7 protein-coding genes are annotated in these 12,749 nt (G+C 71.0%); 5 read left to right on the top strand and 2 right to left on the bottom strand.

Features of this window, described 5'->3' with window-relative positions; genetic code table 11:
- Positions 1–63: 63 nt before the first annotated feature.
- Positions 64–2,691, bottom strand: a complete 2,628-nt coding sequence (gene glgP / locus EKH77_RS22640) for an alpha-glucan family phosphorylase (RefSeq protein WP_126916157.1) — start codon at positions 2,689–2,691, stop codon at positions 64–66.
- 551 nt (positions 2,692–3,242) lie between these two features.
- Between glgP and EKH77_RS22635 the strand changes: the two genes are divergently transcribed.
- The 4 genes from EKH77_RS22635 to glgB all read left to right on the top strand — a co-directional run bounded on the left by EKH77_RS22635 (position 3,243) and on the right by glgB (position 11,059).
- Entirely contained in the window at positions 3,243–5,231 is a 1,989-nt protein-coding gene (locus tag EKH77_RS22635; protein ID WP_126916156.1) for an alpha-1,4-glucan--maltose-1-phosphate maltosyltransferase, read from the top strand.
- Positions 5,228–6,934 carry a maltose alpha-D-glucosyltransferase gene (gene treS / locus EKH77_RS22630; RefSeq protein ID WP_126916155.1) on the top strand — a complete coding sequence of 569 codons (1,707 nt, stop codon included), beginning with the start codon at positions 5,228–5,230 and terminating at the stop codon, positions 6,932–6,934. The genes EKH77_RS22635 and treS overlap by 4 nt, the downstream gene beginning before the upstream one ends.
- A 376-nt stretch (positions 6,935–7,310) precedes the next feature.
- Positions 7,311–8,678, top strand: coding sequence for a maltokinase N-terminal cap-like domain-containing protein (locus EKH77_RS22625; RefSeq protein ID WP_126916154.1), 1,368 nt, complete (start codon positions 7,311–7,313; stop codon positions 8,676–8,678).
- 185 nt (positions 8,679–8,863) lie between these two features.
- Positions 8,864–11,059 carry a 1,4-alpha-glucan branching enzyme gene (gene glgB / locus EKH77_RS22620; RefSeq protein WP_126918226.1) on the top strand — a complete coding sequence of 732 codons (2,196 nt, stop codon included), beginning with the start codon at positions 8,864–8,866 and terminating at the stop codon, positions 11,057–11,059.
- A gap of 12 nt (positions 11,060–11,071) precedes the next feature.
- Here the strand turns inward: glgB and EKH77_RS22615 are convergent, their stop codons facing one another.
- Positions 11,072–11,836 carry a helix-turn-helix domain-containing protein gene (locus EKH77_RS22615; RefSeq protein ID WP_126916153.1) on the bottom strand — a complete coding sequence of 255 codons (765 nt, stop codon included), beginning with the start codon at positions 11,834–11,836 and terminating at the stop codon, positions 11,072–11,074.
- A gap of 229 nt (positions 11,837–12,065) precedes the next feature.
- Between EKH77_RS22615 and EKH77_RS22610 the strand changes: the two genes are divergently transcribed.
- Positions 12,066–12,737, top strand: a complete 672-nt coding sequence (locus EKH77_RS22610) for a DUF4097 family beta strand repeat-containing protein (protein ID WP_126916152.1) — start codon at positions 12,066–12,068, stop codon at positions 12,735–12,737.
- The last annotated feature ends 12 nt before the right edge of the window (positions 12,738–12,749 follow it).

Genomic DNA, 12,749 nt, shown 5'->3' with positions numbered 1-12,749 from the left:
CAGGGGTCTGGGGGCGGAGCCCTCAGGAAACGGTGAAAGGGCGGGGTTGGGGCCCCTCCCGCGTCAGCGCATCAACACCCCCGCACCCTCCCCGGCACCCTCCGCCGGCACCGCCACCAACCCAAGCTCCGCCCCATCCGCCAACAACCGATGCGTCGGCAGGATACGGACCGTATAACCGAACGGACCGGTCCGGTCGAGCGTCAACGGCCCCTCATACAACCGCCGCCCGTCCAACCCGGTGGCACCGGTCGCCTTCAAGGGAAAGGAGGCCGCCCCCGACAACCGGTCCGCCGAGTCCACCCGACCCGCGACGGCCTGGACCTCGACGTCCGACGGATCGAGCTCGCCCAGCGTCACGCTCACGCGCAGCGAGACCGTGGAGCCCAGTTCGGCCGTGCCGTTCAGGGGCCCGTCCGAGACGGCCTCCACGTGGTCGACGGCGACCGCCGGCCACGCCGCCCGCACCCGGGCCTTCCACGCGGCGAGCTCCCGCGCGGCGATCGGGTCCAGCGACCGGTGGGCCTCGGCCGCGGGCGCGTAGAGCCGCTCGACGTACTCGCGGACCATCCGCCCGGCGAGCACCTTCGGACCGAGCGTCGCCAGCGTCCGCCGGACCATCTCGATCCAGCGGCCGGGCAACCCGCCCGCGGCCCGGTCGTAGAAGCGCGGCGCCACCCGCTGGGCCAGCAGGTCGTAGAGCGCGGCGGCCTCCAGGTCGTCGCGGCGGTCGTCATCCATGGCCGTGCCGTCGGCGGTGGGGATGGCCCAGCCGAAGTCAGGGTCGTACCACTCGTCCCACCAGCCGTCCAGGACGGAGAGATTGAGACAGCCGTTGAGCGCCGCTTTCATCCCGGACGTACCACAGGCCTCCAGCGGCCGCAGGGGGTTGTTCAGCCAGACGTCGCAGCCGGGATAGAGCTTCTGGGCCATCGCCATGCCGTAGTCCGGCAGGAAGACGATGCGATGGCGTACGCGCGGGTCGTCCGTGAAGCGGACGAGCTCCTGCACCAGCCGCTTGCCGCCGTCGTCGGCCGGGTGCGCCTTGCCCGCGACCACGATCTGCACCGGCCGCTCCGGGTGCAGCAGCAACTCGGTGAGCCGCTCGCGGTCCCGCAGCATCAGGGTCAGCCGTTTGTACGAGGGAACTCGCCGGGCGAAGCCGATGGTGAGGACGTCCGGGTCCAGCACCCCGTCGATCCAGCCGAGCTCGGCCGTCCCGGCGCCGCGCTCGCGCCAGGAGGCCCGCAGCCGCTCCCGCACCTCCTCCACCAGCTGTTCGCGCAACGTCCGCCGCAGCTCCCAGATGGCGGCGTCGGGGATGTCGGCGACGGTGTCCCAGCGCTGGGAGCCGCCGACGGTCAGGGCGTCCTCGGCGCGCCCGGCGCCGATCTGCCGGGCGCCGAGCCGGAAGACCTCGGGGGCCACCCACGTGGGGGCGTGCACCCCGTTGGTGACCGACGCGATGGGCACTTCCTCCGGGTCGAAGCCGGGCCACAGCCCGGCGAACATCTCCCGGCTGACCTTGCCGTGGAGCGTGGAGACGCCATTGGCGCGCTGGGCCAGCCGCAGGCCCATCACGGCCATGTTGAACAGGCCGGGCTCGCCGCCGGGGTAGTCCTCCCGGCCGAGGGCCAGGACCCGCTCGACGTCGATGCCGGGCAGCTCCCCGCCGTCGCCGAAGTGCCGGGCGACGAGCGCGGCCTCGAAGCGGTCGATGCCGGCGGGTACGGGGGTGTGGGTGGTGAACACCGCGCCGGCGCGCACGCACTCCAGTGCCGCGTCGAACTCGGCGCCCTGCTCGGCCAGTTCACGGATGCGTTCCAGCCCCAGGAAGCCCGCGTGCCCCTCGTTGGTGTGGAACACCTCCGGCTCGGGGTGCCCGGTGATCCGGCAGTAGGCCCGCACGGCGCGCACCCCGCCGATGCCCAGCAGCATCTCCTGGAGCAGCCGGTGCTCGCTTCCGCCGCCGTAGAGCCGGTCGGTCACGTCCCGTTCCCCGGCGCCGTTGTCCTCCACGTCCGAGTCGAGCAGCAGCAGCGGCACCCGGCCGACCTGCGCCTGCCAGACGTGGGCGCGCAGACAGCGGCCGCCGGGCAGGGCGAGCGCGATCCGCGCGGGTGTGCCGTCGGGCTCGCGGAGCAGGGACAGCGGGAGCTCGTTGGGGTCGAGCAGGGGATAGTGCTCCTGCTGCCAGCCCTCGCGGGAGAGGGACTGCCGGAAATAGCCGTGGCGGTAGAGGAGTCCGACGCCGATGAGGGGAACGCCCAGGTCGCTCGCGGACTTCAGGTGGTCGCCGGCGAGGATGCCCAGGCCGCCGCTGTACTGCGGGAGGGCGGCGGTGATGCCGAACTCGGGGGAGAAATAGGCGACGGCGGCCGGCAGCCCGGGGGGCTGCTCCTGGTACCAGCGCCGGCCGGTCGCGTAGTCGTGGAGATCGTCGGCGGCCGCCGCCAGCCGCCGCCGGAACCGGCGGTCCTCGGCCAGGGCGGCCAGCCGGTCGGCGGAGACGGAACCCAGCAGCCGCAGCGGGTCGCCCCCGGCGGCCCGCCAGCCCTCGGGGTCGACGGACTGGAACAGTTCGCGGGTCTCGGGATGCCAGGACCAGCGCAGATTGCGCGCCAGTTCGCTGAGCGGTCGTAGGGGTTCCGGAAGGACGGGACGCACGCTGAATCGACGAATGGCCTTCACGGATCCGACGGTAGCGGCAGCCACCGGCACGGGAGGTGGCAATGGACCGGTTCCACCGCACCGGGGCGACCCCGCGCGCAGGCAGGCTCATGTCTTCGCACTAGACGATTAGTACTAGGTGAATTTACGCCGCGCGTACAACACCACTCTCCAAGGCCAAATACCACTACGGCCTTCGAAGGCCTTGCCCGGCGCCCGTTCCCCCGTCCGGCCCTCAACGGCGCCGTTTCGCCACATTGCACGCGATCGGACCATCGAGCAGACTCCCTACGGGTGACGGGGGGACGGCCGACCTCCGCGCGCGGGGTCAGGGGAACTACGCACGAGTAGTTCATACAGTCCGGGCATGCCCGGGCGGACCCGGTGGGAAAGCTCACCCGGTGTACCGGGACGACCGTCCGTCGCCCTGCTGACAGCCGACATCCCTTCTTCCGCCCGCCCGAGTGAACGCGGACAGGAGCAGTCATGCCCGCACCCTCCCGACCGCCGACGGAACAGATAGAACAGACGGAACCCTCCCCCAAGACTCCCAAGGCTCGCCAGGTGATCCCATGATCGGTCGTATCCCCGTCCTGGACCTAGGCCCGCTCGTCGACTGCGGCCGAAGGCCCGTCAAGGCCGTGGTGGGCGAGGAGTTCGAGGTCACCGCCACGGTCTTCCGGGAGGGTCACGACGCGGTCGGGGCGAACGTGGTGCTGCGCGGGCCCGCGGGCCGCTGCGGCCCCTGGACGCCGATGCGCGAGCTCGCCCCCGGCACCGACCGCTGGGGGGCGACGGTCGCCCCGGACGCCACCGGCCGCTGGACGTACGCGGTCGAGGCCTGGGGCGATCCCGTCACCACCTGGCGGGAGCACGCCTCGATCAAGATCCCGGCGGGCATGGACACCGAACTGGTCCTGGAGGAGGGCGCCCGGCTCCACGAACGGGCGGCCGGCGGGGTCCCCAAGAGCGACGGCAGGGAAGCGGTACTGGCCGCCGTGGACGCCCTGCGCGACACCACCCGCCCGGCCTCGGCCCGGCTCGCGGCCGCCCTGACCCCCGAGGTCACGGCCACCCTGACCCGCCACCCCCTCCGCGAGCTGGTCACCAGTTCCCGCCCGGTGCCGGTGCTGGTGGAGCGCGAACGGGCCCTCTTCGGCTCCTGGTACGAGATGTTCCCCCGCTCGGAGGGCGCCAGGCTGGTTCCCGGCCAGCCGCCCAGGTCCGGCACCCTCCGCACGGCGGCCCGCCGTCTCCCCGCCATCGCGGCGATGGGCTTCGACGTCGTCTACCTCCCCCCGGTCCACCCCATCGGCACCAGCCACCGCAAGGGCCCCAACAACGCGCTGAGCGCGGGCCCTTACGACGTCGGCAGCCCCTGGGCCATCGGCTCCCCGGACGGCGGCCACGACGCGATCCACCCGGACCTGGGCACGATGGAGGACTTCGACCACTTCGTGAGCCGGGCGCACGACCTGCGCCTGGAGGTGGCCCTCGACTTCGCCCTCCAGTGCTCCCCGGACCACCCCTGGGTCGGAAAGCATCCCGAGTGGTTCCACCACCGCGCGGACGGCTCCATCGCGTACGCCGAGAACCCGCCGAAGAAGTACCAGGACATCTACCCCCTGGCCTTCGACGCGGACTTCGACGGCCTCGTGGCCGAAACGCTAAGGATCCTGCGATGGTGGATGGCACACGGGGTACGCATCTTCCGTGTGGACAATCCCCACACCAAACCGGTCCCCTTCTGGGAAAAGGTGATCGCCGAGATCGGCCGCACCGACCCGGACGTGATCTTCCTGGCCGAGGCGTTCACCCGGCCCGCGATGATGGGCACCCTGGGGGCGATCGGTTTCCAGCAGTCGTACACGTACTTCACCTGGCGCAACACAAAACAGGAACTCACGGATTATCTAACCGAACTCTCGGGCCCGTCCTCGGCCCACATGCGCCCCAACCTCTTCGTCAACACGCCGGACATCCTCCACGCGTACCTCCAGGAGGGCGGCCGCCCGGCCTTCGAGGCGCGCGCGGTCCTCGCGGCAACACTCTCCCCGGCCTGGGGGATGTACGCCGGCTACGAACTCTGCGAGAACGCTCCGGCCCACGCGGGCAGCGAGGAGTACCTGAACTCGGAGAAGTACGAACTCCGGCCGAGGGAATGGGAGTCGGCGGAACGCGAAGGACGCAGCATCGCCCCGCTGATCACCACCCTCAACAGGCTCAGAAGGCGGCACCCCGCCCTCCGCCACCTCCGCAACCTCAGGTTCCACCACGTGGACAACGACGCGGTCATCGCGTACTCCAAGCGCACGGGCCCCTCCTGCGTCCTCACGGTCGTCAACCTCGACCCCCACCACACCCAGGAGGCCACGGTCTCGTTGGACATGCCGGAGCTCGGCCTCGGCCGGCACGAGACCGTCCCGGTGCGCGATGAGCTCACCGGGGAGACCTATCACTGGGGCAGGGACAACTATGTGCGCCTGGAGCCGGGACGCCGGCCCGCGCACGTGTTCTCACTGCGACCGTCCTCTCAGATCGGAGGGTCACCCACACCATGATCGTCAATGAGCCCGTCCAGGACACCTTCGAGGACACTCCGGCCAAGGATCTCGATCCCGACTGGTTCAAGCGGGCCGTCTTCTACGAAGTCCTCGTCCGCTCGTTCCAGGACAGCGACGGCGACGGCATCGGAGACCTCAAGGGACTGACCGCGAAGCTGGACTATCTCCAGTGGCTCGGCGTCGACTGCCTGTGGCTCCCGCCGTTCTTCCAGTCGCCGCTCCGGGACGGCGGCTACGACGTCTCCGACTACACCTCGGTGCTGCCGGAATTCGGCGACCTGGCCGACTTCGTCGAGTTCGTGGACGCGGCCCACACCCGTGGCATGCGCGTCATCATCGACTTTGTCATGAACCATACGAGCGATCAGCACGACTGGTTCCAGCAGTCCCGCACCGACCCCGACGGCCCCTACGGCGACTACTACGTCTGGGCCGACGACGACAAGCAGTACCAGGGCGCGCGCATCATCTTCGTGGACACGGAGACGTCGAACTGGACCTTCGACCCGGTGCGCAAGCAGTACTACTGGCACCGCTTCTTCTCCCACCAGCCGGACCTCAACTACGAGAACCCGGCCGTCCAGGAGGAGATCCTCGCCGCCCTCCGCTTCTGGCTGGACCTCGGCATCGACGGCTTCCGCCTGGACGCGGTCCCCTACCTCTTCGCGGAGGAGGGGACGAACTGCGAGAATCTCCCCCGGACGCACGAATTCCTCAAGCGCGTCCGAGCGGAGATCGACGCCCACTACCCGGACACGCTCCTCCTGGCCGAGGCGAACCAGTGGCCGGAGGACGTGGTCGACTACTTCGGCTCGTACGAGAACGGCGGGGACGAATGCCATATGGCGTTCCACTTCCCGGTGATGCCGCGCATCTTCATGGCGGTGCGCCGAGAGTCCCGCTACCCAGTATCCGAGATCCTCGCAAAAACACCAGAAATCCCCTCCCGCTGCCAATGGGGCATCTTCCTCCGCAACCACGACGAGCTCACCCTCGAAATGGTGACGGACGAAGAGCGCGACTACATGTGGGCGGAGTACGCCAAAGACCCCCGCATGCGCGCGAACATCGGAATCCGCCGCCGTCTGGCCCCCCTCCTGGACAACGACCGCAACCAGATCGAACTGTTCACGGCACTGCTCCTCTCCCTGCCGGGCAGCCCGATCCTGTACTACGGCGACGAGATCGGCATGGGCGACAACATCTGGCTGGGCGACCGGGACGCGGTCCGAACCCCCATGCAATGGACACCGGACCGAAACGCGGGCTTCTCATCCTGCGACCCGGGCAGGCTCTACCTCCCCACGATCATGGACCCGGTATACGGCTACCAGGTAACAAACGTGGAAGCGGCGATGAGCAGCCCTTCCTCACTCCTCCACTGGACCCGCCGAATGATCGAAATCCGCAAGCAAAATCCAGCCTTCGGCCTCGGCTCCTACACAGAACTCCCGTCAAGCAACCCAGCGGTCCTGGCCTTCCTCAGGGAACACGGCGACGACCTGGTCCTCTGCGTGAACAACTTCTCAAGGTTCGCTCAGCCGACCGAGCTGGACCTCCGGGCGTTCAACGGCCGCCACCCGGTGGAACTGATCGGCGGAGTCCGCTTCCCGGCGATCGGCGAACTGCCGTACCTGCTCACCCTGGCGGGCCACGGCTTCTACTGGTTCCGCCTGCGCCGCACGGCACCGAACGCCTGACGGCGGTTTCCCACCCCGGACGGGGGGCAGGCGCGAAGCGTAAACGCACCACGAACGGGAGGGGCCGGGGCGGGGCGGACGGGCCCTGGCAGGGGCGTAAAGAGCTCTTCGCCGCTGGAGCCAAGTACGGGGCACCCGGCACCGAAGTGGCAGGCACCGCGAAGAGCTCAGCCCCGTAAGGGCCCGTCCGCCCCGCCCCGGCCCCGCACCACCCGGCACCACCCGGCACCCCCGGCACCGCCCCGCACGGCCCCGACCCACCCCGCACCGCAAGCGAAAGCGCACCCGCAACCGGTCCCGCACCATACCCTGGTCAAAGCCGTAATCCGGGACACTTTGCCCATCCGTCGTGTGCCCCGGGGAAAGGACGCGACGCATGTCGGAAGCCGCACCGCTGCTCGCCTCGCTCGCCCCCCTGCTCACGGAATGGCTGCCCCGGCAGCGCTGGTTCGCCGGCAAGGGCCGCCCCATCGACGGCCTCGCACCAGTGGCGGCAACAGAACTCACCCCGGGCCTCCTGCACCTGCTCGTACAAGTACGAGCACGAACACACCAACCCACCCACACCCCGAACGACTGCTACCAACTACTCCTCGGCATCCAGGACGTCCTCCCGCCCCACCTCTCCCCCGCCCTGATCGGCCGCCCGACGGACGGCCCCCTGCGCGGCCGCACCGTCTACGAGGGCCTGGCCGACCCCCGCCTCGCGGCGCTCCTCCTGGAGCGCCTGCGCGTCCCGGGCCGCCTCGGCCCGCTCCGTTTCAGCCGCGAACCGGACGCGGAGATCCAGCCGGACCTGACGCCCCGCCTCCTGGGCGCCGAGCAGTCCAACTCCTCGGCGGTCTACGGCGAAACGTATATCCTCAAGCTCTTCCGTCGCGTGGGCCCCGGCACCAACCCCGATCTCGAACTGCCGCGCGCACTGGCGAAGACCGGCTGCACCCGCGTCCCGGCGCCGGCGGCCTGGTTCGAGGCGGAGCTCCCCGGCACGTTGCCGATGACCCTGGGCGTGCTGCAGCCCTTCCTGGCCGGATCGGCCGACGGCTGGCAGCTGGCGCTGGGCGCCCTGTCCGTCCAGGCCGACTTCACCGCTTCCGCGCGCGCCCTCGGCCACGCAGTCGCCGAGGTGCACCGGGCCCTGGCCGAGGCGCTGCCCACGACCGTCCTGGACCGCCCCCAGCTGGAGCGGCTCGCCGCCGCGATGACGCGGCGCCTGGAGGTGACGGCGGAGGCCGTCCCGGCGCTGCGCCCGTACCGGTCGGCGCTGCGCGACGCCTACGACGAGCTGGCGGCGCTGGGCCGGGACGGGCAGACCCGCAGGGCCCAGCGCGTCCACGGCGACCTCCACCTGGGCCAGGCGCTGCGCACGGCGTCGGACGGCCGCTGGTCGCTCATCGACTTCGAGGGGGAGCCGGCCCGTCCGCTGTCGGAGCGGTGCCGTCCGCAGCCGGTCGCGCAGGACATCGCGGGGATGCTGCGTTCCTTCGACTACGCGGCGGCGGTGGGTCGCGCGGCCGGCACGGACTGGGCCGAGCGCTCCCGGGCCGCGTTCTGCGAGGGCTACGCGACCGTCCACGAGGACCCGCGCGAGGACCCCGGGCTGCTGCGGGCGCACGAGACGGACAAGGCCGTCTACGAGGTGCTCTACGAGGCCCGGCACCGCCCCGACTGGCTGTCCGTGCCGATGTCCGCGATCCACCGCCTGGCCGGAGGCCACCGTGCGACCGGCGTCCACGCCCCTTGACCCGTACGCCCCGTACGCCCGTACGCCCCGTACGCCCCGGAGGACCACCTGTGACAGCGCGACCGCCGATCCCGGCAACGTTCCTGCCGGCGCCGACCCCCAAGACCACACCCAAGACCACACCCACACCGACGAAGCCCCCCACGAAGCCCTCGGCCCAGGAGAACGCCAGGGGAAGGAGCGGCATCCGCCCCGCACCCCCCCTGCACGAATTCACCCGCGCCCGCCTCCTCCAGGGCACCCACCACGACCCGCACAGCGTGCTGGGCGCGCACCACGTGCCGGGCGGGATCGTCGTGCGCGCCCTGCGCCCGTGGGCGAAGGGCGTGGCGGTCGTGGCCAAGGGCCTGCGCGCGGAGCTCATCGACGAGGGCGACGGCCTGTTCGCCGCGATCCTGCCCCTCCGCGAGATCCCCAAGGACCACCGCCTCCTCGTCACGTACGAGGACACGGAAGTGACCCTGGACGACCCGTACCGCTTCCTCCCCGCGCTCGGCGAGCTGGATCTCCACCTCATCGGGGAGGGCCGGCACGAGGAGCTGTGGCGGGCGCTGGGCGCCCGCCCGATGACGCACGAGGGCGTGGCGGGCACCCGGTTCACGGTGTGGGCGCCGAACGCCCTGGGCGTACGGGTGGTGGGCGACTTCAACGTGTGGGACAGCACGGTGCACCCGATGCGCTCGCTGGGCGGCACAGGGGTGTGGGAGCTGTTCCTCCCGGGCGTCACGGAAGGCGCGCTGTACAAATTCGAGCTCACCCGCCCCGACGGCTCGCGCACGCTGCGCGCGGACCCGATGGCGCGACGCGCCGAGGTGCCGCCCGCGAACGCCTCGATCGTGGAGACGTCGCACCACGTGTGGCGGGACGCGGACTGGATGGCGCGCCGGGGCGCACGTCCCGTCCACGAGGCCCCCTTCTCGGTCTACGAACTCCACCTCCCCTCCTGGCGCCCAGGGCTCACCTACCGGCAGCTGGCCGAACAACTGCCCGCCTACGTCAAGGACCTCGGCTTCACGCACGTGGAGCTGATGCCGGTGGCCGAGCACCCCTTCGGGGGCTCGTGGGGCTACCAGGTAACGGGCTTCTACGCCCCCACGGCCCGTCTCGGCACCCCCGACGACTTCAAGCACCTCATCGACTCCCTCCACCGGGCCGGCATCGGCGTGCTCATGGACTGGGTGCCGGCGCACTTCCCGAGGGACGACTGGGCGCTGGCGGAGTTCGACGGACGCCCGCTGTACGAGCACCAGGACCCGGCCCGTGCCGCCCACCCGGACTGGGGGACGTTGGAGTTCGACTACGGCCGCAAGGAGGTGCGCAACTTCCTGGTGGCGAACGCGGTCTACTGGTGCGAGGAGTTCCACATCGACGGGCTGCGCGTGGACGCCGTCGCGTCCATGCTCTACCTGGACTACTCGCGGGAACCGGGCCAGTGGACGCCGAACGAGCACGGCGGCCGCGAGAACCTCGACGCGGTGGCGTTCCTCCAGGAGATGAACGCGACGGTCTACCGCCGCTGCCCCGGTGTCGTGACCGTCGCCGAGGAGTCCACCGCCTGGGACGGCGTCACGCGCGCCACCCACCACACGGGCCCCGGCGGCTTCGGCGGGCTGGGCTTCGGCCTGAAGTGGAACATGGGGTGGATGCACGACTCGCTGGAGTACATGACGAAGGAGCCGGTGCACCGCAGGTACCACCACGGTGACATGACCTTCGCGATGGTCTACGCGTACAGCGAGAACTACGTCCTGCCGATCTCCCACGACGAGGTGGTGCACGGCAAGCGGTCGCTGGTCTCCAAGATGCCGGGCGACTGGTGGCAGCAACGCGCCAACCACCGGGCGTTCCTCGGCTTCATGTGGGCCCACCCGGGCAAGCAACTCCTCTTCATGGGCCAGGAGTTCGCCCAGGGCGCGGAGTGGTCCGAGGCCCACGGCCCCGACTGGTGGCTGCTGGACCCCTCCTACTCCGCCGAGCCCGACCACCGTGGCGTACGGGACCTCGTCCGCGACCTCAACGCCCACTACCGGGCGACCCCGGCGCTGTGGCAGCGGGACACCGTGCCGGAGGGCTTCGAGTGGATCGTCGGCGACGCGGCGGACGACAACGTCCTCGCGTTCGTCCGCTACGACGCGCAGGGCTCGCCGCTGCTGGCGGTCTGCAACTTCTCCCCGGTCGTCCGCCACGGCTACCGCCTGGGCGTCCCGCCCGGCGAGCCGGTCTGGCACGAGGTCCTCAACACCGACGCCGCCGGCTACGGCGGCAGCGGCGTCGGCAACCCCGACCCGCTCAAGGCCGAACCGACGGCATGGCACGGGCGGCGCGTGAGCGTGGTGGCGGTGCTGCCGCCGCTGGCGACGGTGTGGTTGCGGCCGGGGTAGGCCCGGGAAGGCTCAAGCCGGCGGGTCCTGTGCGGCGGAAGGGTCCGGCGCGAGGTCGGGCGCGGTGCCGGGCGCGGTGTAGAGGACCTCGCGGGCCTGTTCCGCCGCGCGGATGATGCTCTCGCCGACGAAGTCGACGAAGCGGGCGATGTTCTCGAGACGGACGGCGGCCGGGGTGTCGGGACCGAGGATGCCGACGCCCTGCCGCGCGGTCTCGGCGAGCTGGGCGTTGGCCCGGGCGCTGGCGATCATCGCCTGGTACCAGAGCTCGTTGTCGACGATATAGCGCTCGCGGCGGCGTTCGTCGCGCTCGCGGCGGATGAGGTCCCGGCTCTCCAGGAACGTGATCGCCTTGGAGACGGACGCCGGGCTGACCTGGAGGCGCCGGCCGAGTTCGGACGCGGTGAGGCTGCCCGCGTCGGTGGTGTAGAGGCAGGTCAGCACCCGGGCCATCATCTTGGGCAGGCCCGACTGCATGAGGAGGGTGGTGAACGCCTCCTCGTACTCGCGCACCGCCTCGGCGTCGCGCCCGTAGTCCCGCGAGGGCGTCTTCACCCCTCGGGGCGCGGGCTGCCTGCGCCGGTGGGCACGGCGTTCGGTGGCGCGGTGGGCAAGGTCGGCGCGGTAGTCGGTGGGGCCGCCGTTGCGCATCACCTCGCGCGTGACCGTCGAGGTGGGCCGGTCAAGACGCCGGGCGATCTCCGCGTAGGCGAGCCCGTCGGCCAGCCCGAGCGCGATCTGCTGGCGTTCCTGCTGGGTGAGTCTGCCTCCGGGCATCGCGATCTCCTTCGTGCGTCCTTGATACGCCGAGCGTAGCGTTCAATTCCATTCCATTGCAACGATCTACATAGCTGACGTTGCATTGAATTCATCGCCGTTGCAACGATTTACAGCCTCTGACCTGCAGATATCCGTCCTGTACGCAACGGACTCATTGCCACTCCCACAAACGCAACGTAGCTTTTCGTTCATCGGAAACACCGACCGAACAACACAGGAGAGCACGATGCGAAAGTTCGACACCCCCGCCCCCGTCTCGGCCGTCCTCGACGTCCCCGCCGGCCACATCCGGTTCATCGCCGCCGACCGGGCCGACACCACCGTCGAGGTCCTGCCCCTGGACGCCTCGAAGGGCCGCGACGTGAAGGCGGCGGAGGAGACCCGGGTCGCGTACGACGACGGCGTCCTGCGGATCGAGGCCCCGGAGGCGAAGAACCGGGTCCTCGGCAACTCCGGCTCCATCGAGGTCACCGTCCAGGTGCCCGCCGGCTCCCGCGTCGAGGCGAAGGCGGCCAGCGCGGAGTTCCGGGGCGTCGGACGGCTCGGCGACGTCGCCTTCGAGAGCGCGCACGGCTCGGTCAAGCTCGACGAAACGGCGAGCGCCCACCTCGCGCTCCTCGCGGGCGACGTCTCGGTCGGCCGCCTGGGCGGCCCCGCGGAGATCACCACCCAGAAGGGCGACCTCCGCGTCGCCGAGGCCGTGCGCGGCGCGGTCAGGCTGCGCACCGAGCACGGCGAGATCTCGGTCGGCGCCGCCCGGGGCGTCTCCGCCTCCCTGGACGCCGGCACCGGCTACGGCCGGATCCACAACACGCTCAAGAACGCCGAAGGCGCCGCCGCCGGCCTGAACATCCACGCGACCACCGCCTACGGCGACATCACCGCCCGCAGCCTGTAACCAGCAAGGAGC

It is taken from the genome of Streptomyces luteoverticillatus (genome assembly GCF_003970715.1).
GTDB classification, from domain to species: domain Bacteria; phylum Actinomycetota; class Actinomycetes; order Streptomycetales; family Streptomycetaceae; genus Streptomyces; species Streptomyces abikoensis.
Note: the sequence above shows the minus strand (reverse complement) of the source record. Positions and strands in the feature narration are given on the sequence as shown.

Excerpts from the sequence above, each read along its gene's own strand:
- EKH77_RS22635 (WP_126916156.1), top strand. The coding sequence starts at position 3,243 with ATGATCGGTCGTATCCCCGTCCTGGACCTAGGCCCGCTCGTCGACTGC.
- treS (WP_126916155.1), top strand. The coding sequence starts at position 5,228 with ATGATCGTCAATGAGCCCGTCCAGGACACCTTCGAGGACACTCCGGCC.
- EKH77_RS22625 (WP_126916154.1), top strand. The coding sequence starts at position 7,311 with ATGTCGGAAGCCGCACCGCTGCTCGCCTCGCTCGCCCCCCTGCTCACG.
- EKH77_RS22615 (WP_126916153.1), bottom strand. The coding sequence starts at position 11,836 with ATGCCCGGAGGCAGACTCACCCAGCAGGAACGCCAGCAGATCGCGCTC.
- EKH77_RS22610 (WP_126916152.1), top strand. The coding sequence starts at position 12,066 with ATGCGAAAGTTCGACACCCCCGCCCCCGTCTCGGCCGTCCTCGACGTC.